The organism is Pseudomonas sp. LFS074 (assembly GCF_047978165.1).
GTDB classification, from domain to species: Bacteria; Pseudomonadota; Gammaproteobacteria; order Pseudomonadales; family Pseudomonadaceae; genus Aquipseudomonas; species Aquipseudomonas putida_P.
In genome coordinates this window covers 3233450-3257706 of sequence record NZ_JBFPFV010000001.1, presented here as the reverse complement: position 1 = coordinate 3257706, position 24257 = coordinate 3233450, and the positions used below count along the sequence as shown (strand labels likewise).

The following is a 24257-nucleotide window of genomic DNA, read 5'->3' as shown; positions in this document are numbered from 1 at the left end:
CACTCGCCCCCCGACAACCACAGGAGGACACCGTAGATGAAGCGTTTGTTACTTGGCATCTTGCTCCTGGCGTCGGGCACTGCCCACGCCGGCATTCCGCTGTTGAACGCGACGTGCCCCGGAAACATCGAGGTTCATGCCGACAAGGGCGGGCCGATCTATATCAATGGCAAGGAAGGCAAACTGAAAAAATTCAACGACAACTACTACGAAGCCAAAGGCAGCGGGTTAACGGTATCGTTGTCGATCAATCCGGATGGCTCGCCTGACGTCTCATATACCGGCAAGAACAAAGCCAATGGTGTATGCCAGGTCAAGGACTAATTGCCCCACCTGTTTGCTTGGCTCCACCGGCGCCCGCAGGCTCCACCCAGTAGATGGAACGGGAATTGCTGTAGTCCTGAGACATTGATCATGCGGAGTACGCAGAAATGACTCAGGATGACCGCTATTACATGATTTTCGGCGTGGTTGCTGTGTTGGTGCTGGACCTGGCGGCAACTTACGTGTTTCTCAATGCCATTGCCTGACCCCTGTTATGGGTACGCCATACGCGTAATCGGGGCCAACCGCAGCCAGGGCCGCCGGGTAAATGAAATTATGCATGGAAGATGACCAACGGCCTGCGCCTGCCTGAACATCCCAACCCCGTGCGGTCCAACTCAGGGAAGGCATGGCTTCGCCCGCCGGAGGTTCGCACATGAAACGCAAGACTGCATGGGTTGTGGTGTTGTCCGGTTTGTTGTTGCTCAGTGGTTGTTGGCCGTACTGGCACGACGGCAGGCATCACCGCCATTACTATGACGGAGACCGTGGCGGGCAGGAATACCGTCGCTACTGATGCAGGGCGCGAGGGGGTACGCCCCAGAACCTATATAGCAAACAAACCTAATGCCCGGTTGTCATTGAGCAGTAACATGGGCATAAGAAAACCAAAAAATGGGCAGGCTGCTTGGCAACACTTTCCCAGTTTTCGATGGGGGGCAGGAGCGTGTCGCGTGAAGAGCTCAAGATCGCTTGCCGGCGCAATACTGGTGTCCGGGTTTGCCACGTTGTTAATGGCAGGCTGCGCACAAAACCCTGATGTGCGTGACAGCCACGATTATACCGCTGGCACGACCGCGAAAAGCCCACCCGCGTATCTGGGGTGCGTCAAAGGCGAACTTCCAGGGCATGTGAAAACCTATGAAGTCGATGGCGATAACTCGGTCAAGCTGTTCATCGAAAGCACCGACCCCGACAAGGCTGATGGTCTTGTAGAATTGCGCGGCACGGGAACCCAGCACCAGTTCACGGCTTATCAACGTGATGCCTGGTACGACCACGGCAGGTTGCTGGATGCCGCGCTGATGTGTTCAAAAGCGTGATCATTCAACCGACGAAACAAAAAAGCCCGCCGTCCAGAGCGGGCTTTTTGCCAATGGGCCGCGTAAACTCGCGTGCTCAAGAAATGGCAGGAGGCACCGATAAGCTGCCTGCTAGTGTCTCGCTGACGCGATCAACACCATTACCACTGTCGGATGTCTCGCTTGCTCCTATTCGTCGCAAAACTCAAAAAACACCTGTCTCCGCGTCAGTTCATGCGCCTGCTGGATACCCATGACCTGGGTAAAAAACAGTTGAATCGCCTATTGGCCAAAACCGGTGTCCGTACCCAAAGCCATGTAGTCATTCGCCCGCCGTTCTACTTCGAGCGCGGCAACCTTGAATTGGGGCAGGGCGCTTTCATCAACAGCGGGTGCGTGCTCCTCGACGAAGCAACTATCCGCATCGGCCGCATGGCCATGCTTGGCCCGCAGGTGCGTTTGTGTACGACCAGCCACGATATCAACCCCCAGCGGCGCAAGGACAATGACTACATCGCCCCGATTACCGTGGGCGACAATGCCTGGATTGGCGCGGGTGCCGTGGTATTGCCTGGCATCAATATTGGCCATAACAGCGTGATCGCGGCGAACAGCGTGGTAACCGAGGATGTTCCGCCCAATGCGCTGTATGCCGGCTCACCGGCAAAGTTCAAGAAGTGGCTGGTGGAGCCGGAGCTGGCTTGAACCGCGCCGTTTTTGCATTTGCTGGCCCCGCCCGCGATAATCGTCGCATTTGAATGGAGAACAGCGGGTGGAAGCAAGAAGCGTTGTCGCCGAAATGTTCATTGGGATCCCGACGCATTTTTGGGTGTTGCCGGTTGCTGGCCTGGTTGCTTACTACGGCCTGAAGTGGTCCGCCAGGCTCGGCAATCGTGCCACTTGGCTGCAAGCCTCGACCTACTTGTCATTGCTGGCGCTGGCTGTGCTGCCCAACGGCTTTTATGCCCTGTTTCCGCCCGCGCCTGACCCGGATGTGCTGTTGAATCACGCACCGCTGCCCAACTATGCAGGGCGCTTCTACCTCGATGCATTCTATGTCTTCAGTGGTTGGGCGCTGAGCAAAGTGTTGAAGCTCAAGTTCAGCTGAGTCGCTGTCCGGTTACCACATGGTAACTGGAGCATTAATTGCAAGCCCCCAGAGAAAGTGGTGCATTTGGGGGAAACGGCAATGCTTACTGAAGACCTGTACGTCATGGCCCTGTTTGTAGGCAGTGTACTGGCCTTGGATGTTGCGGCCATCGTACTGTACCGGGGAGCCAAGCCCTGACCCCGCGTTTGGGGGCGGCGCCTTGAACCGGGTAGATTTCCCGTTCAGATGCCTATCATCAAGCACCTTCAATGTCGTCGATTCTTGCGGCCACGGCGCGCAACTCGTGCGCCACCACATCGATGGACCTGATGTGCGCGGTAACATCGAGCTCGCTCGGAGAGCTACCTCGCGCCGCCATGAACCTGGCGTGGCCACTCATGGCTTGGCTGAGTTTGTCCAGGTGCTCGGCAGTTCTGACCAGGTCTGACTTGATGTTGTGCAGCGTCTCCATAGTGCTAAAGGCCTTCCTTGTCTTCTGCTTCGACGGGCCTGTGAGCATCGCCTCAGGGCGGGGTGAAACGCAATAGCTGTGTGAAAGGCGCTTGCTTGGAACTTCAGCTTTTCTCCTGCACCTGCAGCACCGAGCCCTTGTCGTCGGTCACCAGCAAGCCGCTGGTGTGGGTGCCGTTGGATTGTTGCTCGGCCAGTGGCACATCCGAAGAACGAAAGATGCTACGGCCCTGTTCACCGGTTTTAAGGGTGATGAGTTTGCCGTTCTGATAGAAGAACAGCGTGCTGTTGGCGTTATTTTGCATGGTAGGTTTCCTTGCCGAGTCGTAGTGATGCCCCATGGGCAGTTTCACTTTCTCAGCGTTCCGCCGCCCACGCTACTGGCAGAAATATCAGGTGTGCGCCAGTCATCGCGCTCAGGCTTCGTCTTGCAAACGCCCGGGGCTGAAGAAAAACGAGGCCACTACCACCGCTGTTATCACCCCTGTTGCATCGGCAAGGAACAGCAGTAGGGCACTGACGTCACCAGGCGCCATGTGATTGCCCAACGCAAAGTCCACGCCATGTGGGCATGCGGCGATCATTAGCAGCATGGCGGCCAGCAGGCCAGAGAGGACCTTCATGTAGGCCCTGCCGAATGCCAGGCCATAAGCCCAGAACACGAAGATACAGAGTACCGCCAAGCCGGTGGAAGTTACGTATTGGGCGAGTATTTCCAGCCACCACAACATGGGATTCTCCTTGGCGAAGCGCGCTGATCAATGCGGGTGGGTGAAGCCGGCCGGTGATTGCCGTTGCCGGATGCTAATCAGAAGCAGGGAAGAACGAATTCGTTCCCTCGCTTAAAACAATTCATTACTTTCAACCAGCCTTGGTTAATCAGCCGGCGTGTTGTTTGGTTGTCGTTGGCGCGTTGTGACTGTGTCAATTGCGCGAAAAAAACGCAGCAAGACCTTGGTTGATTAGAAACTCGGCGCAACCCCCGTTAGAATGCGGCGTATCCCTAATGGCCAATTGCAAATGCCTATTTTTCGTATCTTTGTCGCTTCTGCGCTAGTCGCCAGCCTTGCCGGCTGCGCAACGCCTGGCAAGCCCACTGCCAGCAAACTGACCAAAAAAACGCCGCAGCAGTACGCCACCTGTGTCTTGCCCAAATGGCAGGCGCTGGCGCCCCAGGCCACGCAGAAGTCGATAGCCCATGGCTACCGGCTGACGGCATCCAGCGCGGTGGCAAGTGACGATGTGCTGGACGTGGTCGACTCCCGCGATGGCAGCCGCGCGACTTTCTACAAGGGCAGCTTTCTGTCTGGCGACAAATTGCGTCAAGCTGCCAAGGACTGCCTGGACTGAATCAGTAGCCCGAGCCGCTTGAGCCGCCCATGCTGGGCAGGCGGGCCTTGTGCTGGGCATTGCTCCATTCGGCGCAGGTCATGAAGGCGGTCTTGTCCACCTTGCCGTTGCCGTCGAAGCTGACGCTGTAGGGTTGCCGTTTGCCGGCCTGGGTCAGCATGTAGTCGAAGCAGGTGCCGGGCACCACGGTACGGTCGGTCTCGGCATCAGGTTTGCCGCCTATTTGCACGACCTGGTCTTTGCTCATGCCGGTACCGACCTTGGCCACCAGTGGCTGGTCTTGGTACTGCGCAGAGTTGGATGAGCAGGCAGCAAGCGCAGCCAGGGCGAAGAGCAGCGCGTGATGGGGTTTGTTCATGGCAGTGCTCCGGTAGAGAACGGCGATGAAGGCAGGCCAGGCGAGTTGAGGCGGCAGGTAGCCCCTCATCCAGCTCGGCTTCTCATCATACGCCTGTACTGCCTTACCCGCAGTAACGTGCAGCCTTGCTCCAGCAACAAGGCGCGCAACGGTGACGCATGCGCCTTGGGCCTGTTGCCTGCTGCCAGCCGGCGCATCTGCAGTTTCACCAAGGCCATGTACGCCAGTGCGGCAAACGCCTTGCGCTTCCAGCGAATCGGCTGCAGTTCGGCGCTGGCTGTCGCTTCGCCGTTCAGCCAGCGCTGGGGCAAGCCAGGCTCTACAGCCAGGGCTGTCGCTATTCCGGCCATGGCCACGCCACTGGCGAGCACGTGCTCGACCACCGGCAGGCGGCGAATACCGCCGGTGACCATCACCGGCATCTTCGCAATGGCGGCGATCTCTCGGGCAAACTCCAGGAAGTACGCCTCGCGGGCCAGGGTCCGGCCGTCACGGGCGTCGCCCTGCATGGCCGGTGCTTCATAGCTGCCACCGGACAGCTCCACCAGGTCTACGGGCAATTGGTTCAGCCACAGCACCACCTGACGGGCATCTGCAGGTTCAAAACCGCCGCGCTGGAAGTCCGCTGAATTCAGCTTCACGGCCACGGCGAAGCCGGGCGAAACCACCTTGCGCACGGCTTTGACCACCTCCAGCAATAACCGCGCGCGGTTCTCCAGGCTGCCGCCCCAGCGGTCCCGGCGCTGGTTGCTCAACGGCGACAGAAACTGGCTCAGCAAATAACCATGGGCGGCGTGCACCTGTACACCACTGAAGCCGGCCTCTTCGGCCAGGGCCGCAGTACGAGCGAAGCGCTCGATCAGTGCGGCGATCTCGGCTTCGTCCAGTGCCTTGGGCCGAGGGAACAGTTTGGACAGGCCGCCCATGTCCAAGGCGATGGCCGAAGGCGCTACCGTGGGCTGCCCAAGGTTGGCCTGCATCTGCCGCCCTGGGTGGTTGATCTGCATCCAGAACTGCGCGCCATGGGCACGGCCTATACGGGCCCAGTCGCGAAATCGCTGCAGCGGCTGGCTGGCGTCGAGCATGACACCGCCCGGGCCGGTCATGGCGCTGGGGTCGACCATCACGTTGCCGGTGAGCAACAGCCCGGCACCGCCTTCGGCCCAGGCCTGGTACAGCCGCAGCAATGAGTCGGAAGGGGTCTGGTCCGGGTTGGCCAGGTTCTCTTCCATCGCCGCCTTGGCGATGCGGTTGGGTATGACACTGCCATTGGGCAGCAGCAGGGGTTGGAACGGCGTCATGGCGATCTCCGAATGGTGGCTACCACGCATCGGTTACTGCACGCGTGGGCTAGGTTCGGGAGAAGGCTAAGGTTAAAGTCAACTTTAAGGTCAATAGCGCAAGGGTATCGAGATGAAAATTGGTGAACTGGCGCGACGTACGGGGCTCAGTGCGTCGCGTATCCGCTTCTACGAAGCCACCGGGTTGATTGCCGCCCGGCGCCTGGGCAATGGTTACCGGGACTACCCGGAGCAGGTGGTGCGGGCGCTGGAAATCATTACCTGTGGCCAGCAGGCGGGGTTCAGCCTGGATGAAATGCGCAAGCTGACCGACGCCTCCGGTGCAGCCCCGGCTGATCATGGTTTGTTGCTGGCAAGCCTCAAGCGCAAAGTGGCAGAGATCGAGGCGATGCAGCAGCGATTGGCGCAGAACCGGGCACAGCTGCTGGCGGTGATTGCCGGTATCGAAGACAAGCCGCAGGGGATGGATTGCGAAGAGAATGCCCAGCGTCTGATTGCCGGCTTTGACAAGCATCCAGCAGGCTCATGAATAAAGCAGGTTGGCCGAACGCTGGGCGATGAACGCGCTGTCATCAAATGAAAACCCGCTGTCGTCCGATGCGAAGCACCCTGCAAGCCAAGGGCATACAGTCCAATCACCCAGAACTGACGCCTGGCGTCCAGATCGATGATTGGAGAGACAAGCATGTCCAAAGTCGTACGTTTCCATCAGACCGGTGGCCCCGAGGTACTGCGCTATGAGGACGCCGAAGTGGGCGAGCCCGGCCCGGGGCAGGTGCGATTGCGCCAGGTGGCGGTTGGCCTGAACTACGCCGACACCTACTTTCGCAACGGCACTTACCCGATCCCGCTGCCCAATGGCATCGGCGTGGAAGCTGCCGGGGTAGTGGAGGCGGTGGGCGAGGGGGTGACCCAGGTGGGTGTCGGTGATCGGGTCACCTACACCGGGTTCCTCAATACCCTGGGTGCTTATTGCACCGAACGCCTGATCCCCGCTGCGGCGCTGATCAAACTGCCGGAAACCATTGCCTTCGAGACCGCTGCCGCCATGACCATGCGCGGCCTGACCTCGGCCTACCTGTTGCGCCGCCTCTACGCCTTCAAACCCGGTGACAGCGTGCTGCTGCATGCGGCTGCTGGCGGCGTGGGCCTGATTGTCGCGCAGTGGGCACGGCTGCTGGGCTTGAACGTGATCGGCACCGTGTCCACCGAAGCCAAGGCCGAGGTCGCCCGCGCCCATGGCTGCAACCACATCATCAATTACAGCGTCGAGGACGTGGCCAGCCGTGTACGCGAGCTGACCGACGGGGTTGGGGTGAACGTGGTGTTCGACAGTGTCGGCAAGAACACCTTCACCGGCTCGCTCGACTCGCTCAAGCGCCGCGGGCTGATGGTATGCGTTGGCACGGCGTCGGGCACCATCCCGCCGTTCGACCCGCAGTTGCTGGCGATCAAGGGTTCTCTGCAGCTCACCCGGCCGGCCCTGGCCGACTTCATCGCCGACCCGGCAGAAAAAGCCGACCTGGCCGGCGAGTTGTTCGATCACGTCAGCAGCGGGCGCATCCGTATCGAAATCAACCAGCACTACGCCCTTCAGGACGCGGTTCAGGCCCACCGTGACCTGGAAGCCCGCAAAACCACCGGCTCGTCGATCTTCGTCATCTGAAGAGGGCAACAGCATGCACATCGAACAACTGACTTGCGCGATCGGTGCCGAGGTGAGTGGCGTCAACCTGGCCGACGCGATTCACGACGACGACCTGTTCGCCCAGCTGCGCCAGCAGTTGCTTCAGCACCGTGTGCTGTTCCTGCGCGACCAGCACTTCAGCCGTGCCGAACACGTGGCCTTCGCCCGTCGCTTCGGCGAGCTGGAGGACCACCCGGTGGCAGGAAGCGACCCGGAGCACCCGGGCCTGGTGCAGATCTACAAGCGCCCGGACCAGCCCAATGACCGCTACGAAAATGCCTGGCACACCGATGCCACCTGGCGTGAAGCACCGCCCATGGGTTGCGTGCTGCGCTGCGTCGAATGCCCACCGGTGGGCGGCGACACCCTGTGGGCGAACATGGTGCTGGCTTACGAAAACCTGCCCAGCGAGGTGAAGGCCAACATCGAAGGCCTGCGCGCCCGCCACAGCATCGAGGCCAGCTTCGGCGCCGCCATGCCGTTGGAAAAACGGCTGGCACTCAAGGCGCAATTCCCCGATGCCGAGCATCCGGTGGTACGCACCCACCCGGAAACCGGCGAGCAGGTGCTGTTCGTCAACGCCTTCACCACCCACTTCAGCAACTACCACACGCCGCAGCGGGTGCGTTTCGGCCAGGACGCCAACCCCGGCGCAGGCGACCTGCTGCGTTACCTCATCAGCCAGGCTTACCTGCCCGAATACCAGGTGCGCTGGCGCTGGAAGCCCAACAGCGTGGCAATTTGGGATAACCGCAGCACCCAGCATTACGCCGTCATGGATTACCCACCGTGCCATCGCAAGATGGAGCGCGCCGGGATCAAAGGCAGCCGCACCTTCTAAGCCAGCCGCTGGCAACCGCACAAAAACAATAGCGAGGACTACAGCATGCAATTCTTCGACGATTCGTTGCACCCGGAAAACATGGAAAAGGTGGTGATCACCGTGGCCCCCTATGGCCCTGAGTGGATGCCCGAAGATTTCCCTGAAGACATTCCGCTGACCATGGACGAGCAGGTGCAAAAGGCCGTCGACTGCTACGAGGCAGGCGCAACCGTGCTGCATTTGCACGTGCGTGAGCTGGACGGCAAAGGCTCCAAGCGGCTGTCCAAGTTCAACGAGCTGATCGCCGGAGTCCGCGAAGCGGTGCCGGACATGATCATTCAGGTTGGCGGTTCGATTTCCTTCGCCCCGGAAGGCGAAGGCGAGGCAGCCAAGTGGTTGTCGGACGACACCCGGCACATGCTCGCCGAGCTGACACCGCGCCCCGATCAGGTCACCGTGGCCATCAACACCACGCAGATGAACATCATGGAGCTGCTGTACCCCGAATACCTCGAAGGTACCTCGCTGGCCAGCCCCGCAATCCACGCCGCCTACAGCGAAATGACCGTACCGGCCGGCCCGGCCTGGGTCCGTGAGCACCTGCGCCGCCTGCAGGCCAGCAACATCCAGCCGCATTTCCAACTGACCGGCATGCATGCCCTGGAAACCCTCGAGCGCATCGTGCGCCGTGGTGATTACATGGGCCCGCTGAACCTGACCTGGATCGGCATTGGCGGCGGTTTCGACGGCCCCAACCCGTTCAACTTCTTCAACTTCATCCACCGCGCACCGGACGGTTGCACCCTGACCGCCGAATCGTTGCTGAAGAACGTGCTGCCGTTCAACACCATGGCCCTGGCCATGGGCCTGCACCCGCGCTGTGGCAACGAAGACACCATCATCGACCAGCACGGCAAACGCTTCACCTCGGTGCAGCAGATCCAGCAGACCGTGCGCGTGGCCCACGAACTGGGGCGCGAGATTGCCAGCGGCAAGGAGGCCCGGGCCATTTACCGCATCGGGCAGCAGTACGACAGTATCGAGCAGACGCTTAAAGCCAATGGCATGGCGCCGAACCGCCAGGCGGGTGAGAAGGGTGTGCCGCAGCGTACTTGATACAAACGTTGGCACGGCCAGATGAGTGCGGCCTTGCGTCGCGATAGGGCTGCAAAAGGTGCATCTGCACTGAAATCCTGGGGCTGCGTTGCAGCCCTATCGCGACACAAGGCCGCTCCCACAGGGGCCGACCAAGCTTGAGCAGTAGTGCATAACAACAAGAAAAACCCACACCACACCCAAGGAGGCAACATGGCCACCTATCTCGCCAGTGCCGAAGACTCCGGCACCGACACCGCCCACAGCGTCCCCCGGCGCTACGCCTGGGTGGTGTTTGCCCTGACCTTCGGCCTGTTGATCTCCGACTACATGTCGCGCCAGGTGCTCAATGCGGTGTTCCCGCTGCTAAAGGGCGAATGGGCGCTCAGCGACAGCCAGCTCGGCTTGCTCAGCGGCATCGTCGCGCTGATGGTCGGCCTGCTGACCTTTCCACTTTCCTTGTTGGCCGACCGCTTCGGCCGGGTACGCAGCCTGGTGTTGATGGCAGTGTTGTGGAGCCTGGCCACGCTCGGCTGTGCCCTGGCGGAAAACTACCCGCAAATGTTCATTGCGCGCTTTTTGGTCGGGGTTGGCGAGGCAGCCTATGGCAGTGTCGGCATTGCCGTGGTGGTCGCAGTGTTCCCCCGCGACATGCGCTCGACGCTGGCCGGGGCGTTCATGGCCGGCGGCATGTTCGGTTCGGTGCTGGGCATGGCCTTGGGCGGCGTGCTGGCCCAGCATTTGGGCTGGCGCTGGGCATTTGCTGGCATGGCATTGTTCGGCCTGGTGCTGGCGATGGTGTATCCGATGATCGTCAAGGAGGCGCGCATTGCACCCAAGTGCGCGCAGCAGGCGCTCGACAAGGCCAGCCGACCGCTGCGCACGCTGTACAGCAGCCGGTCGGTCATCGCCGCCTATGTCGGCAGCGGCCTGCAACTGTTCGTCGGTGGCACCCTGATCGTGTGGATGCCCAGTTACCTCAACCGCTATTACGCCATGGGTACCGACCGTGCCGGGGCAATCGCCGCCGTCATCGTGCTGTGCAGCGGTATCGGCATGATCCTCTGCGCCATGCTCTGCGACCGCCTTGGGCGACAGCGCCCGGACCGCAAGATCAGCCTGGCCATCGCCTACTGCCTGGGCAGTTGCATGCTGCTGAGCATTGCCTTTGCGCTGCCTGCCGGCACCGCGCAACTGGTACTGATTTGCCTGGGCATGATGATCGCCGCCGGTACCAATGGCCCGTCCAGCGCCATGGTTGCCAACCTTACCCATGCATCGGTGCATGGCACGGCATTCGCCACCCTGACCCTGGCCAACAACCTGCTGGGCCTGGCCACCGGGCCACTGATCACGGGTCGGGTGTCCGACTTGATCGGGCTGCAGGCCGCGCTGCAATTGGTGCCGCTGATCAGCATCGCGGCGGCGGCCGTGTTCTTTATCGCCAAGCGTCACTACCACCGCGACATGGACCGTCTGCGCTCCAGGAGTTGAAACTGTGAAACAGCTGTTGTCCATCGAAGTGTTTTTCGATTTCGTCTGCCCTTGGTGCCTGATTGGCCAGCGGCACCTGCAAGCGGCCTTGTTGCTGCTGCAGCGTGAGCAGCCACAGGTACAGGTGCAGATACACTGGCGGGGCGTTCAGTTGCTGCCGGGGCTGCCTGCCAACGGGGTGCCTTTCAATACCTTCTACCTGCAACGCCTGGGCAGCGAGCAGGCGGTACGCGAGCGCCAGGCTCAGGTGCGTGCTGCTGCCAGTGTGGTGGGCGAGGACATCGATTTTTCGCGCATCCGTCGCATGCCCAATACCGGCAATGCCCACCGCTTGATGCAACGGGCCGGCAGCCTGCTCAGCGCGCCGCAGCAGGAAGCGTTGCTGGCGCAACTGTTCATTGCCTATTTCCACCAGGGCCGCGACCTGGGTGATACCCGCACATTGCTCGGCATCGCCCAGGGTTGCGGGCTTGAGCCCGGGCAGGTGATCGACTGTTTGCGTGACGATGGCAGCCCGTTCCTTGACGGTGCAGGGCGAGCGGGCAGCGCCGTACCACGCTATCGCTTCAACCAGGGCCCGCTGCTTGCCGGGGTGCGGCCAGCCGAGGCGCTGTTTGCCGCCATGAATGACGCCTTGCAAGCGGTGGTGCAGGCATGAACCGGCGTATCGCACTGAGCCCTCAGCAACTGCCGGAGCGCAATGGCCGGGTGCTGCTGGCCTGCGAGGGCCGCAGCGTGGCCTTGTTCAATGTCGCCGACACGCTATACGCCATCGACGACAGTTGCCCGCACCAGGGCGCGTCGTTGTGCGGTGGGCGCCTGGAAGGGCGGGTCATTCAGTGCTGTGCGCATGGTCTGCGCTTCGACCTGGCCAGCGGCTACCTGATCAACTCCAAGGCCTTGAAAGTCGCCAGCTACCCGATCGAGCAACAGGATGGGCAGGTCTTTATCGTGCTGGACGGCGAAGCGGCGTCTTGAACCGCCGCCAAGACCACCATGGGCTCATGGCTGCGGCGTGTGCTGAACCCGCCAAACAGCCGGTGGCATGCCGAACTGGGCGATGAACCAACGGGTGAACGAACTGGGCATCGAGTAACCGAGCATGTCGGCGATGCGCCCCAGCGAGTAGCCGGGGTTTTCCAGGTAGCGCATCACCAGGTCGCGGCGCACGTTGTTGATCAGGTCCTTGAACGTCAAACCATTTTCTTCCAGCCGCCGCTGCAATGTACGCACGTTCATGCCCTGGGTCTGCGCCACCTGCTCGATGGTGGCACGGCCCATGGGCAGCAGCAGGTAGATGGTTTTACGCAGTTCCAGTTCCAGCGACGGTACGCCGCTGGCCGGCAGCGTGTCGAGGTAGCGCCGTGCCAGGCGGGCCATGGCTTCGTTGGCCTGCGGGCTGGCGCTGTCGAGGTCGGCGGCGGGGCAGACGATACCGTTGAACTCGCTGCCGAACACCAGCGTGCAGCCGAAGATGCGCCGATGAATGGCGGGGTCGGCGGGGGCCGCATGCGTGAAGTTGGCACTGATCGGGTGCCAGTGGGCGCCCAGCAGTGCCGCGCACAAGCGCATCATCACGCCGATGGCCAACTCGGTGGCCTGGCGGCTGCAGGGCGCGCGTTCGTTGATCACCTCTTCGCGAATGATCACGGTCTTGCCGGCTTCTTCGATATGAATGGCCAGCGCGTCATTGAGCAGGTGGCGGTATTGCACGATCACCTGCAGCGCATCGCGCAGGTTGCGTTGGTGGCTGAGCAACAGGCTGATTTCGCCGAAGTCCGATAGCTGGCGCAGCTCGGCCATGCGCAACCCAAAACTCTCGCACTTCGTGGCGCTGGCGGAAGCTTCCAGCAAACTGATGACGCTGGCCACCGGGATACGCCGGTTGGGGTCGTCGAGCAAGGCGGCGTTAAGGCCGACCTGCGCAAGCAGTGCATGGGGGTTGAGGCCCAGATGGCGGGACACTTCCAGGTAGTTGGTCAAGCTGGCGGCACGAACGAGAGCAGGCATTTTTTATTGTTGTCCCTAAAGCCGGGGTTTGCAGGGCCACTGGTTTTATAGCCTGCGTGTCATCAATTGAAAAGCAAAGCCCTGTTTATGTGGTTGTCATCAAATGAAAAGCGCCTGACGCCCAATGTAAAGCACCCCGGTGGAGGCCTGTTTACTGTGAACTTCAAGCGCTAAACCGCACACGAGGTTCACCGTGGAAAAACTGCAAACCACAGCCACCGTGCTGATTGTCCCTGGCCTGCGCGGCCACGTGGCCGAACACTGGCAGACCCTGCTTGCCGGCCGCCTGGCAAAGGTGCGCAGCGTACCGCCGCTGGAAGTCGACGGCCTGTGCTGTAACGCCCGGGTCGAGGCAATCCAGCGCGAGCTGGAACAGGTCGATGGCCCGGTGCTGCTGGTGGCACACAGTGCCGGCACTTTGATGGTCGCCCACTGGGCGGCGCGCTACGGGCGGGCGATCAAGGGCGCATTGCTGGCGGCCCCACCTGACCTCGACGCCCACTGGCCCGAGCATTACCCAAGCCCGGCCAGCCTGGCCGAGATGGGCTGGTCGCCACTTCCACCTACGCCGCTGCCCTTTCCCAGCATTGTCGCGGCCAGCAGCAATGACCACCTCGCCAGCTACGCCGCTGCCGGTGAGCTGGCCCGGCGTTGGGGCAGCGAGCTGGTCAACCTGGGCGCCGTTGGCCACCTCAACCCGGCTTCCGGTTTCGGCCCTTGGCCGTTGGCCGAGGCGTTGATCCGCCGACTGGACGCCGCAAACCTGCAGTAACGCATGGACGCCCCAGCCACGCCCGCAACAGACGGGCGGCTAAAAAACAATAACAATACGTGGAGCCATCGTAATGCCAGAACACCGCATTCACCGTGCTGTGAAACCACAGCGCTGCCTGCTCGCCTGCGCCATCGGCCTGCTCACGCTGCCCGCCGCCCAGGCGTTCGAAGTCGATACCGGCCATGAAGACTGGGCCGTGCGCTTCGACAATACCGTCAAATACAACTACGGCGTGCGTACCGAGAGTGCCGACAAGCGCCTGCTGGGCACGCCCAACAGCAACGACGGCGACTACAACTTCCGCAAGGCCGGCACCAACATCACCAACCGGGTCGACCTGCTGACCGAGCTGGATGTGGTGTACCAGGGCAACAGCGGTTTTCGCGTCAGCACTGCCAGCTGGTACGACAAGGCCTATGACAACACCGGCTCCAACAGCAACCCATTCGTCAACGGTAACGGTGACCAATCGGGTATCAACCCCAGCCTCAATGGCCTGCCTGGGACCGGCATCCCGCTAGGCAGCCCACACCTGAGCAACTACGCCCAGCGTTACTACAGCGGCCCGTCTGGCGAAGTGCTGGATGCCTTCGTGTTCATGAGCCGTGACGTGGGCGAAGCGTCGCAGGTCAGCGCCAAGCTGGGCCAGCACAACCTGTTCTGGGGTGAAACCTTGCTCAACCCGGTGCATTCGCTGAGTTATGGCCAATCAGGCCTGGACCTGGCCAAGCTGGCGGCCTCGCCGGGCACCGAGGCCAAGGAGCTTTTCGTACCCCGCAACCAGCTGTCGACCGCGTTCCTGGTCAACTCCGAGCTCACCCTGGGTGCCCAGTACTTCTTCGACTGGGATGCCGCCCGGCTGCCTGAAGCCGGCACGTACTATGGCGGCTCTGATGTGGTGGGTGAGGGCGCGCAGAGCTTCCTGTTGGGCCACACCGGTACGCCGGGGTTGATCCCGGTGCGCGGTGCGCTCACCACCATTCGCCGCGGTCATGACCTGACCCCCGGCAAAAGCGGTGACTGGGGCATCATGGCCAAGTGGTCGCCAGAGTGGCTGGGCGGCACCCTCGGCTTCTACTACCGCAAGACGTCCGAGATCCTGCCCCAGGCCTGGCTCGATGCGCGCGGCATGACCGTGGCCAACGGCCCATTCGGCAACCCACCGGGCAGCCGCCAAGGCGCGATCGGCAACCTCTACAACTCGCTGCAAAGCACCACTTACCAGTTTGCCTACGCCGACAACATCGACATTTATGGGCTGAGCCTCTCCAAGGATGTGGCGGGCATCAGCGTCGGCAGCGACCTGAACATCCGCCACAACATGCCGCTGGCGAGCATTCCGGCAATCGTCAGCGCCCCCGGCCAAGGCGGCCTGGGCGGCGGCTTTGGCCTGCTGCCGGCACGGCTGCCCAGCAGCGGGGTGATCTACGACGTGCCCAAGGATGGCGACAGCCTGAGCGCCACCGGCGACACCTTGCACTTCACCCTCAACGGCCTGATGACGATTGGCGACACACCGCTGTTCGACTCGGCAACCCTGCTGGGCGAGCTGTTCTACAGCAACCTGCTCAAGCTCGATAGCCACAACGAAGCTTTGTACAAAGGCAAGAGCAGCTACCGCGGCATCGACAAGGCCACCCGCGACAACTGGGGCATCGCCGTCAATTTCACCCCTACCTGGTACCAGGTGTTTCCGGGCATGGACCTGAGCATGCCGCTTTCGGTCAACGTCGGCATCGACGGTGTATCGCCGGTGCAGGGTGGCGGTGCCGAGAACACTGGCAACTACGCGGTGGGTTTCAGCGCTGCGATCTACAACCAGTACTTCGTCGACCTCAAGTACGTCGACAGCTTCGGTGAGACCAAGGCCTGCAAGGACGGCCAGACCGACGGCAGCACCCCCAATGCCCTGGACGGCGAACAGGATTACACCTGCTACGGCGGCGGCTACGCCTCCTTCTCGGGGGGTGGTGCCACCACTGAAGACCGTGGCGCCCTGTACCTGACCGTCAAGACGACCTTCTGAGTCATGTTTCCTACCGCCTACACAGGAAGACAACCATCATGAATTTCGTACGTACCCTGCTTGCCTCGTGCCTGTCGCTGGCCGCGCTCAATGCCGCCCAGGCGGCCGTTTCCCCTGACCAGGCTGCACACCTGGGCAGCAACCTGACCGCCATCGGCGCCGAAAAGGCCGGCAATGCCGACGGCTCGATCCCGGCCTACCAGGGCGGCCTGCAAACGCCCCCGGCCAGCTACCAGAGCGGTGCCAGCATGCGGCCGGACCCGTTTGCCAGCGAGAAGCCGCTGCTGGTGATCGATGGCAAGAATGCCGATCAGTACAAGGCTCAGCTGACCGCCACCACCCTGGAACTGCTCAAGCGCTATCCCAGCTACCGCGTCGACGTGTACCCGACGCATCGCAGCGTAGCGCTGCCGCAGGCGGTGCTCGACAACACCCGCAAGAACGCCACCGCTGCCAAAAGCCAGGAGGGCGGCACTGCGGTAGACAACGTGCTGCCGGGTATCCCGTTCCCCATTCCGCAGAACGGCGCCGAAGCCATGTGGAACTTCCTGCTGCGTTACCAGGGCGTGAGCATGACCGCCAAGTACGACTCGTGGAACGTCGACGCCGCCGGCAAACCGTCGCTGTCGACCACTGGACAGGCCAACATCAGTTACCCGATTTACGAGGACATGGCCAAGCCGATCGGCGCCAAGGACACCTACTACCAGATGAAACTGGTGTACACCGGGCCCGCACGCCGTGCCGGTGAAGCGATGATGCTGCGCGACGCCGCAAACCCGCTGGTGCAGCCACGCAACGCCTGGCAATACCTGCCAGGCCAGCGCCGGGTGAAGCTGGCGCCCAACCTGGCCTACGACACGCCCAACCCGGGCACCTCCGGCTCTGGCACCTACGATGACGTGTTCGTCTTCAACGGCGCGCTGGACCGCTACGACTGGACCCTGGTGGGCAAGCAGGAAATGTACGTGCCGTACAACACCTACCAGCTGACCTACAACACCGACGTCAAGCAGGTGATCACGCCCAACCACCTGGCACCGCAGTTCGTGCGCTGGGAAAAACACCGCGTCTGGGTGGTGGAAGGCAAGCTCAAGGACGGCGCACGCCACATCTACCACAAGCGCCGCTTCTACCTTGACGAAGACAGCTGGATCGCCCTTGCCTCCGACCAGTACGACGCCCGTGGCCAGCTGTACCGGGGCTCGTTCGCCTTCCTGACCCAGAGCTACGACAAGCAGACCCCGGACGCCACGCCGTTCATGATCTACGACCTGATCGGCGGCACCTACAACCTCAACGGCGTGGTCGGTGCCTATGGTGGCATCCGCTACATCGAGCCGCTGTCGAAAACCCAGTGGTCGCCCGAGTCACTGGCCGGCAATGGCATTCGCTGAACCATGGAACAGAGGTTGCCAATGTCTGTCTTCAAACGATGCAGCGTGGTGATGTTGGCCCTGGCCGCGCTGCAGGGCGCGGCACAGGCGGCGCCATTCACCGATGTGCTGGATGTGCCCGCCATGCCCAGCACCCTGGCCAGCAGCAGCGCCCTGCGTGATGTGACCTTGGCCGGGCAGCGCCTGGTCGCGGTCGGCCCACGCGGGCATATCCTCTATTCCGACGACCACGGCGCGCACTGGCAGCAGGCCCAGGTGCCGGTCAGCGCCGACCTGAATGCGGTGAGCTTTGCCACGCCTGAACTGGGCTGGGCGGTCGGCCATGATGGTGTGGTACTGCACTCCCGTGATGCTGGCGTGCACTGGCAAAGGCAGCTGGATGGTCGAGCGTTGGCTGAACAGCTGCCCGGCGCTGGCACCGACAATGCCTTGCTCGATGTGTGGTTCAGCGATGCTCGTCATGGCTACGCGGTGGGCGTGTTCAACCTGCTGCTGCGCACCACGGACGGCGGCGAGCACTGGCAGCCCTGGCTCGACCACAGCGACAACCCGCAAGGCCTGCACCTGACCAGCCTGGCCGCAGTGGCTGACAACCTGTACATCACGGGCGAGCAGGGCTTGCTGTTGAAGTGGAACGGCGAGCGCTTCAGCCGCGTCGATACCCCCTACGCCGGCACTCTGTTCGGCGCCATCGGCAAGCCCGGTGTGCTGCTGATATACGGCCTGCGCGGCCACGCTTATCGCAGTACCGATGGCGGCGAGCAGTGGCAGCCGGTCGACACGGGCGTCAATACCAGCCTCACCGCCGCCGGTATCGATCGCGACGGGCAGCTGTGGCTGGCCAGCCAGGCCGGCGACCTGTTGCTCAGCCGCGACGACGGCGCCAGCTTCCGCCCGGTGCCACAAAGCGCCCGTGGCCCGGTGACCGCACTCGCCAGCGATGCCGACAACGGCCTGGTGCTGGTGGGCGAGCGGGGCGTGCGCAACCTGTTCGGTAACCCCACGCCGCACCCATAACAAGAGAAGACCCTGATGGCCGCTAACCGCCAAGATACCCTTCCGGTAATCCGCAACCTTGCCGATTTCGACACGCGCTCGGGCAATGGCCTGGAACGCCTGGTGTTCAACCACCGCCTGCCATTTCTGCTGTGCATGCTGTTGGCGACACTGGTGCTGGGCTTCATGGCGCTGACCCGCCTGGAGCTGCGCCCCAGCTTCGACAAGATGCTGCCGCAGAGCCACCCCTACATCCAGAACTACCTGGCCAACCGCACCTCGTTGCGCGGCCTGGGCAATGCGGTGCGGGTAGTGGTGGAAAACACCCAGGGCGATATCTTCGACCCCGGCTACCTGCAGACCCTGCGCCACATCAACGACGAGCTGTTTCTCAGCCAGGGCGTGGACCGGGCCTGGGTGAAGTCGCTGTGGAGCCCGGCGGTGCGCTGGACCGAGGTTACCGAGGAAGGTTTTCAAGGTGGCCCGGTCATGCCCGACGGCTATCAGGGCGCGGCTGGCGACATCGAACAGCTGCGGCAAAACATCGAGCGCGCCAACATCGTCGGCAGCCTGGTAGCGCGCGACTTCAAGTCGAGCATGCTGGTGGTGCCGCTGCTCGACCAGGACTCAGCCACCGGCAAAGGCCTGGACTACCATGCCTTTTCGCAAAAGCTCGAACAGTTGCGCAGCCAGTACCAGGCCAGCGGCCAGTACCGCATTCATGTGATCGGCTTTGCCAAGCTGATGGGCGACCTGATCGACGGATTGATCCAGGTGATGGCGTTCTTTGCCCTGGCGGTGCTCACCAGCCTGGTGATCATCTACTGCTACACCCGCTGTGTGCGCAGCACCTTGCTGGTGGTGCTGTGTTCGCTGACTGCTGTGGTATGGCAGCTGGGTATCGTCGCCTGGTTGGGTTATGCCATCGACCCGTACTCGATCCTGGTGCCGTTCCTGATCTTCGCCATCGGCGTGTCGCATGCCGCGCAAAAGATGAATGGCATCCTCCAGGACATAGGCCGTGGTACCCATCGGCAGATTGCCGCCCGTTATACGTTCCGCCGCCTGTTCGTGGCAGGTGTCACCGCATTGCTGGCCGATGCCGTGGGCTTTGCCGTGCTGATGCTGATCGACATTCCGGTGATACAGGACCTGGCAATTACCGCCAGCATTGGTGTGGCGGTGCTGATCTTCACCTCATTGCTGTTGATGCCCGTGGCACTGTCCTATGTCGGTGTGGGCCGCCAGGCTGCCGAGCGGGCGCTGCGCATCGATGCCCGCGCGGATCAACACCGTGGCTTCGGCCGGCTGTGGGACCTGCTTGACCGCTTCACGCAACGCAGGTGGGCCAGCGCTGCGCTGCTGGTTGCCCTGGCCTTGGCCGCCCTTGGTATCTGGGGCAGTCTGCAGTTGAAAATCGGCGACCTCGACAGCGGCGCCCCCGAGCTGCGCGCGGATTCGCGCTACAACCTCGACAACGCCTACATCACCCAGCATTACGCACTGTCCAGCGACACCTTCGCGGTCATGGTCAAGACCGCCCCCGAAGGCTGCCTGCAATACCAGACCTTGATCCTCGCTGATCGCCTGGCCTGGGAGCTGCAACAGTTGCCGGGTGTGCAGACCACCGTGTCGCTGGCCAACGCCGTGCGCCAGATCACCGCCGGTACCTATGAAGGCAACCCGCGCCTGAACAGCCTGCAGCGCAACCAGGACGTGCTCAACTACGCCGCGCAGCAAGCCTCGGTCAACGCACCGGAGCTGTTCAACAACGATTGCTCGCTGATGCCGGTGATCGCCTACCTCAAGGACCACCGCGCCGACACGCTGGCCCAGGTCGCCGCAGCGGCCGAGCGCTTCGCCCAGGCCAACGGCAGCGCCGAGCATCAGTTTCTGCTGGCGGCCGGCAGCGCCGGTATCGAAGCCGCCACCAACGTGGTGGTGCGCGAGGCCAACCACCGCATGCTGTTGCTGGTTTACCTGGCGGTGACGCTGTTCTGCCTGATCACCTTCCGCAGTTGGCGTGCCACGCTGGTGGCGATTCTGCCGTTGATGCTCACCTCGGTGTTGTGCGAGGCGCTGATGGTGGCCATGGGCATTGGTGTCAAAGTTGCCACCTTGCCGGTCATCGCCTTGGGCGTGGGTATTGGCGTGGATTACGCGCTGTACCTGCTTAGCGTGCAGCTGCATTACCAGCGCGCCGGCCTGAGCCTGGCCCAGGCTTATCAGAAAGCCGTGGCTTTCACTGGCCGGGTGGTAGGGCTGGTCGGTATCACCTTGGCGGCCGGCGTGGTCGGCTGGGCCTGGTCACCGATCAAGTTCCAGGCCGACATGGGCTTGCTGCTGACCTTCATGTTCCTGTGGAACATGCTCGGCGCGCTGGTGCTGATACCGGCGCTGTCGCACTTCCTTCTGCGCGGCGTGGGCCCCCAGGCAACTGCCGAAGCCCAGGCCAAAGCCCATTCGAAAACCCAAGAAAGCGAGTGTTCGCCTCATGTCTGATTACCTTCCGCCACTGCGTGACATGGATTTTCTGTTGAACGAAGTGTTCGACATCCCGACCTGGTGGGCGCAAACGCCCGCACTGGCCGAGGTGGTCGACGGCGACACGGCCCGGGCCATACTCGAACAGGCCGGCAAGCTGATCGCCGAGCGGGTAGCGCCGCTCAACCGCAGTGGCGACGAGCAGGGCTGCCGCTGGGAGGCTGGCCAGGTACGTACTCCCGATGGTTTCGCCGATGCCTATCGGGCATTCGCCACCGACGGCTGGGTAGGTGTGGCCGGGGCCCCGGAATACGGTGGCATGGGCATGCCGAAGGTGATCGGTGCTCAGCTCGAGGAGATGCTCAATGCCGCCAATCTATCGTTCGGCCTGTACCCAATGCTGACCGCCGGGGCCTGCCTGGCACTGCTCAACCATGCCAGCGAGCCGCTGAAGGCGCTGTACCTGCCGCCGATGTACCAAGGCCGCTGGACCGGCTCCATGTGCCTTACCGAACCGCACGCTGGCACCGACCTGGGGCTGATCCGCACCCGCGCGGAGCCCATCGCCGAAGGTTGCTACCGCCTCAGCGGCACGAAGATCTTCATCACTGGCGGCGAGCAGGACCTGACCGAAAACATCATCCACCTGGTGCTGGCGCGGCTGCCCGATGCGCCCGCCGGGCCCAAAGGTATCTCGCTGTTTTTGGTGCCCAAGGTGCTGGTCGACGCCGACGGTGCGCTGGGCGAGGCCAACGCGGTAAGTTGCGGCTCTATCGAGCACAAGATGGGCATCAAGGCCTCGGCCACCTGCGTGATGAACTTCGATGGCGCCACCGGCTACCTGGTCGGCGAGCCGAACAAGGGCCTCAATGCCATGTTCACCATGATGAACTACGAGCGCCTGGGCGTGGGCATCCAGGGCCTGGCCCTGGGCGAGCGCTCCTATCAGGGCGCCATCGCCTATGCCCGTGATCGCCTGCAAGGCCGCGCGCCGACAGGCGCCGAAGCACTGGCGCAGCATGCCGACCCGATTGTCGTCCACCCGGACGTACGCCGTATGTTGCTGACCATGAAAGCGCTGAACGAAGGTGGGCGGGCGTTTTCAACCTACGTGGCGTTGCAGCTGGACCTGGCCAAGTACAGCGATGACCCGGCTGCCTGCGCCAAGGCCGAAGCCAAGGTGGCGTTGCTTACACCGGTGGCCAAGGCCTTCCTCACCGACATGGGGCTGGAGACCACCGTGCACGGCCAGCAGGTACTGGGTGGCCACGGCTATATCCGTGAGTGGGGCCAGGAGCAGTTGATACGTGACTGCCGCATCACCCAGATCTACGAAGGTACCAACGGCATCCAGGCCCTCGACCTGGTCGGGCGCAAGCTGTTGGGTGATGGTGGCAAGGCTTACCTTGGCGTGTCTGACGAAATGGTCGCCTTTGCCGAGGCGCTGCCGGTGGAGCACGCCGAGTTCGCTGCGCCACTGCTGGCTGCCGTGCACAACGTCGACGAACTGAGCGCTTGGTTGCTCGACCGTGGCCAAGGCAACCCGCGCGAGCTTGGCGCGGCGGCGGTGGAGTACCTTCAGGTGTTTGGCTACACCCTCTACGCCTACCTGTGGGCGCGCATGGCTGTGGTGTGCCTGGCCCATGCGGCACCTGAGCCGTTCCACCTGAGCAAGCTCGGCACCGCGCGCTTCTACTTTGCCCGCCTGCTGCCACGCATCCACTCGCTCAGCGCCAGCGTGAGGGCCGGCAGCGATAGCCTGTACCTGCTCGAGCCGGGCAACTGTGAAGGCCACCCACATGATCACTACCCGCGTCATGCCCCCGGCCGAGCAGGCCTATGCGTACCCGCTGCTGATCAAGCGCCTGCTGTTGTCGGGTGTGCGCTACCAGCCCAACCAGGAAATCGTCTACGCCGACAAGCTGCGCTACACCTACACCACGTTGCTGGAGCGTATTCAACGGCTGGCCAACGTGCTGAGCGCTGCCGGGGTCCAGCCTGGCGACACCGTGGCCTTGCTCGACTGGGACAGCCACCGCGCATTGGAGTGTTTCTTCGCCGTACCCATGCTGGGCGCAGTGTTGCATACGGTAAACGTGCGGTTGTCCAGCGAGCAGGTGCGCTACACCATGAACCACGCCGAGGACCGGCTGGTGCTGGTGCACGACGACTTTCTGCCGTTGATGCAGCAGCTGCGCGCCGACCTGCCGACAGTGAAGGGCTTCATCCGCCTGAGTGACGGCGGTCACGCCGCGCAAGGCGTGCCTCTGCTGGGCGAGTACGAAACCATGCTGGCGGCTGCAGAACCGTACTTCGAATTCCCGGACTTCGACGAAAACTCGCTGGCCACGCTGTTCTATACCAGCGGTACCACCGGCAACCCCAAGGGTGTGTACTTCAGTCACCGGCAACTGGTGCTGCATACCCTGGTCGAGCAGGGCACTTTGGCCGCGTGCGGTGAGGTACCGCTGCTGCGCACCGGCGATGTGTACATGCCGATCACGCCCATGTTCCATGTGCATGCCTGGGGCGTGCCTTACGTGGCGACGGCACTTGGCATCAAGCAGGTCTACCCGGGGCGCTACGAGCCCAACCGCCTGGTGCGCCTGTTCCATGAGGAGGGGGTGACCTTCTCCCATTGCGTGCCAACGGTGCTGCAGATGATGCTCGACAGCGAGCAAGGGCGCCGCACCGACCTTGCCGGCTGGAAAATGCTGCTGGGCGGCAGCGCGCTGACCCTGGGCCTGGCCCAGCGCGCCAGCGAGCGCGGCATCAGCGTGCACTGTGGTTACGGCATGTCGGAAAGCTGCCCGCTGCTCAGCATCACCTACCTGAGTGCCGAGCTGCTGGCAAAGCCCATCGCGCAACAATTGCCGCTGCGCATCGATGCCGGTGTGCCGATTGCCATGGTGGACCTGCGTATCGTCGACAGCGAGGGCCGGGAGGTGCCGCACGACGGTGAAAGCCTGGGTGAAGTCGTGGTGCGCGCGCCTTGGCTGACCCAAGGCTACCTGCACGAACCGGAGCAAGGCGCAGCACTGTGGTTGGGGGGCTGGATGCACACCGGTGACCTGGCTTGTATCGATGCGGCGGGCGTGGTGCGTATCCGCGACCGGATCAAGGACGTGATCAAGACCGGTGGCGAGTGGGTCAGCTCGGTAGCGCTGGAAAACCTGATCAGCCAGCACCCGTTTGTCGCCTCGGTGGCTGTCGTCGGTGTTCCTGATCCACAGTGGGGGGAACAACCCTTGGCCCTGGTGGTCTGCTGTGAGGGTGTGCAACTGGACCAGCCGTCATTGGCCAGGCACCTGCAGCCGTTTGTCGACAGCGGGCACTTGAACAAGTGGGCGATACCACGGCAGTTGCGTTGTGTGGACGAGATCCCCCGGACCAGTGTCGGCAAGATCGACAAGAAACGTATCCGCCAGACGGAAGTCTAGCGTTGGCTTGCGTTTTTCTGGGGCTGCGCAGCGGCCCCAAAACCCCGCCAAACAAGGGATGGCGGTTGACTGATGTTCAGCTAGGTAAAGTTAGGTAAAAGCGGCCACGGCATA

General features: G+C 62.7%; 25 protein-coding genes and 1 pseudogene. 20 read left to right on the top strand and 6 right to left on the bottom strand.

Annotated elements, in window-relative coordinates:
• Positions 1 to 36: 36 nt before the first annotated feature.
• From ACNQP3_RS14895 to ACNQP3_RS14875, 5 genes are all read left to right on the top strand, one after another.
• The gene (locus tag ACNQP3_RS14895; RefSeq protein WP_060493082.1) at positions 37 to 324 is read left to right on the top strand and encodes a hypothetical protein; all 288 of its coding nucleotides are present in this window, start codon (positions 37 to 39) and stop codon (positions 322 to 324) included.
• Between the two features lie 376 nt (positions 325 to 700).
• On the top strand, positions 701 to 841 hold the full coding sequence (locus tag ACNQP3_RS14890) for a hypothetical protein (RefSeq protein WP_171577247.1): 141 nt from the start codon (positions 701 to 703) through the stop codon (positions 839 to 841).
• A 157-nt stretch (positions 842 to 998) separates the two neighbouring features.
• On the top strand, positions 999 to 1367 hold the full coding sequence (locus ACNQP3_RS14885) for a hypothetical protein (protein WP_060514546.1): 369 nt from the start codon (positions 999 to 1001) through the stop codon (positions 1365 to 1367).
• Positions 1368 to 1520: 153 nt separating this feature from the next.
• Entirely contained in the window at positions 1521 to 2051 is a 531-nt protein-coding gene (locus ACNQP3_RS14880) for a DapH/DapD/GlmU-related protein (protein ID WP_012272462.1), read from the top strand.
• A 94-nt stretch (positions 2052 to 2145) separates the two neighbouring features.
• Positions 2146 to 2454, top strand: a complete 309-nt coding sequence (locus ACNQP3_RS14875) for a hypothetical protein (RefSeq protein ID WP_041166499.1) — start codon at positions 2146 to 2148, stop codon at positions 2452 to 2454.
• A gap of 238 nt (positions 2455 to 2692) precedes the next feature.
• Here ACNQP3_RS14875 and ACNQP3_RS14870 read toward each other — a convergent pair whose 3' ends face one another.
• The 3 genes from ACNQP3_RS14870 to ACNQP3_RS14860 all read right to left on the bottom strand — a co-directional run bounded on the left by ACNQP3_RS14870 (position 2693) and on the right by ACNQP3_RS14860 (position 3638).
• The gene (locus tag ACNQP3_RS14870; protein ID WP_069942565.1) at positions 2693 to 2908 is read right to left on the bottom strand and encodes a hypothetical protein; all 216 of its coding nucleotides are present in this window, start codon (positions 2906 to 2908) and stop codon (positions 2693 to 2695) included.
• 103 nt (positions 2909 to 3011) lie between these two features.
• Positions 3012 to 3212: a hypothetical protein gene (locus ACNQP3_RS14865; RefSeq protein ID WP_012272458.1), complete on the bottom strand. Its 201-nt coding sequence runs from the start codon at positions 3210 to 3212 to the stop codon at positions 3012 to 3014.
• Positions 3213 to 3323: 111 nt separating this feature from the next.
• The gene (locus ACNQP3_RS14860; RefSeq protein WP_060493085.1) at positions 3324 to 3638 is read right to left on the bottom strand and encodes a hypothetical protein; all 315 of its coding nucleotides are present in this window, start codon (positions 3636 to 3638) and stop codon (positions 3324 to 3326) included.
• 259 nt (positions 3639 to 3897) lie between these two features.
• Here ACNQP3_RS14860 and ACNQP3_RS14855 point away from each other — a divergent pair, with 259 nt between their 5' ends.
• Positions 3898 to 4257, top strand: coding sequence for a hypothetical protein (locus ACNQP3_RS14855; RefSeq protein WP_264316137.1), 360 nt, complete (start codon positions 3898 to 3900; stop codon positions 4255 to 4257).
• A 1-nt stretch (position 4258) separates the two neighbouring features.
• Here the strand turns inward: ACNQP3_RS14855 and osmE are convergent, their stop codons facing one another.
• Together osmE and ACNQP3_RS14845 are read right to left on the bottom strand one after the other, a co-directional pair.
• A complete protein-coding gene (gene osmE / locus ACNQP3_RS14850) occupies positions 4259 to 4615 on the bottom strand; it encodes an osmotically-inducible lipoprotein OsmE (RefSeq protein ID WP_012272455.1) in 357 nt (118 codons plus the stop codon).
• Between the two features lie 65 nt (positions 4616 to 4680).
• Positions 4681 to 5916 (bottom strand): NADH:flavin oxidoreductase/NADH oxidase family protein, encoded by a 1236-nt coding sequence (locus ACNQP3_RS14845; RefSeq protein ID WP_060493087.1) that lies wholly within the window; start codon positions 5914 to 5916, stop codon positions 4681 to 4683.
• 112 nt (positions 5917 to 6028) lie between these two features.
• Between ACNQP3_RS14845 and ACNQP3_RS14840 the strand changes: the two genes are divergently transcribed.
• The 7 genes from ACNQP3_RS14840 to ACNQP3_RS14810 all read left to right on the top strand — a co-directional run bounded on the left by ACNQP3_RS14840 (position 6029) and on the right by ACNQP3_RS14810 (position 11993).
• Entirely contained in the window at positions 6029 to 6445 is a 417-nt protein-coding gene (locus tag ACNQP3_RS14840) for a MerR family transcriptional regulator (RefSeq protein WP_012272453.1), read from the top strand.
• 156 nt (positions 6446 to 6601) lie between these two features.
• A complete protein-coding gene (locus ACNQP3_RS14835) occupies positions 6602 to 7582 on the top strand; it encodes a quinone oxidoreductase family protein (protein ID WP_012272452.1) in 981 nt (326 codons plus the stop codon).
• Positions 7583 to 7595: 13 nt separating this feature from the next.
• On the top strand, positions 7596 to 8444 hold the full coding sequence (locus ACNQP3_RS14830; RefSeq protein WP_012272451.1) for a TauD/TfdA dioxygenase family protein: 849 nt from the start codon (positions 7596 to 7598) through the stop codon (positions 8442 to 8444).
• Between the two features lie 45 nt (positions 8445 to 8489).
• Positions 8490 to 9542, top strand: coding sequence for a 3-keto-5-aminohexanoate cleavage protein (locus ACNQP3_RS14825; RefSeq protein ID WP_012272450.1), 1053 nt, complete (start codon positions 8490 to 8492; stop codon positions 9540 to 9542).
• Positions 9543 to 9734: 192 nt separating this feature from the next.
• Complete coding sequence (locus ACNQP3_RS14820) at positions 9735 to 11015, top strand: MFS transporter (protein WP_012272449.1); 1281 nt, start codon at positions 9735 to 9737, stop codon at positions 11013 to 11015.
• 4 nt (positions 11016 to 11019) lie between these two features.
• Positions 11020 to 11673, top strand: a complete 654-nt coding sequence (locus ACNQP3_RS14815; protein WP_264316136.1) for a DsbA family protein — start codon at positions 11020 to 11022, stop codon at positions 11671 to 11673.
• Positions 11670 to 11993, top strand: coding sequence for a Rieske (2Fe-2S) protein (locus tag ACNQP3_RS14810; RefSeq protein WP_012272447.1), 324 nt, complete (start codon positions 11670 to 11672; stop codon positions 11991 to 11993). Before ACNQP3_RS14815 ends, ACNQP3_RS14810 begins: the two co-directional genes overlap by 4 nt.
• Before the next feature lie 24 nt (positions 11994 to 12017).
• Here ACNQP3_RS14810 and ACNQP3_RS14805 read toward each other — a convergent pair whose 3' ends face one another.
• Positions 12018 to 13025, bottom strand: a complete 1008-nt coding sequence (locus ACNQP3_RS14805) for an AraC family transcriptional regulator (protein ID WP_179027634.1) — start codon at positions 13023 to 13025, stop codon at positions 12018 to 12020.
• A 193-nt stretch (positions 13026 to 13218) separates the two neighbouring features.
• Here ACNQP3_RS14805 and ACNQP3_RS14800 point away from each other — a divergent pair, with 193 nt between their 5' ends.
• The 7 genes and pseudogenes from ACNQP3_RS14800 to ACNQP3_RS14770 all read left to right on the top strand — a co-directional run bounded on the left by ACNQP3_RS14800 (position 13219) and on the right by ACNQP3_RS14770 (position 24143).
• Positions 13219 to 13797: an RBBP9/YdeN family alpha/beta hydrolase gene (locus tag ACNQP3_RS14800; protein ID WP_060493090.1), complete on the top strand. Its 579-nt coding sequence runs from the start codon at positions 13219 to 13221 to the stop codon at positions 13795 to 13797.
• Positions 13798 to 13870: 73 nt separating this feature from the next.
• The gene (locus ACNQP3_RS14795; RefSeq protein WP_012272444.1) at positions 13871 to 15826 is read left to right on the top strand and encodes a DUF1302 domain-containing protein; all 1956 of its coding nucleotides are present in this window, start codon (positions 13871 to 13873) and stop codon (positions 15824 to 15826) included.
• 38 nt (positions 15827 to 15864) lie between these two features.
• Complete coding sequence (locus tag ACNQP3_RS14790; protein WP_012272443.1) at positions 15865 to 17223, top strand: DUF1329 domain-containing protein; 1359 nt, start codon at positions 15865 to 15867, stop codon at positions 17221 to 17223.
• A 21-nt stretch (positions 17224 to 17244) separates the two neighbouring features.
• Positions 17245 to 18240: a WD40/YVTN/BNR-like repeat-containing protein gene (locus ACNQP3_RS14785; protein ID WP_060514550.1), complete on the top strand. Its 996-nt coding sequence runs from the start codon at positions 17245 to 17247 to the stop codon at positions 18238 to 18240.
• A 15-nt stretch (positions 18241 to 18255) separates the two neighbouring features.
• Entirely contained in the window at positions 18256 to 20721 is a 2466-nt protein-coding gene (locus tag ACNQP3_RS14780; RefSeq protein ID WP_264316135.1) for an efflux RND transporter permease subunit, read from the top strand.
• Positions 20714 to 22465 (top strand): annotated as a pseudogene (locus ACNQP3_RS14775) (acyl-CoA dehydrogenase C-terminal domain-containing protein); the annotation flags it as partial. The gene ACNQP3_RS14780 and the pseudogene ACNQP3_RS14775, both read left to right, overlap by 8 nt.
• Positions 22466 to 22502: 37 nt before the next feature.
• Entirely contained in the window at positions 22503 to 24143 is a 1641-nt protein-coding gene (locus tag ACNQP3_RS14770; RefSeq protein ID WP_264316134.1) for a fatty acid--CoA ligase, read from the top strand.
• Positions 24144 to 24257: the final 114 nt, after the last annotated feature.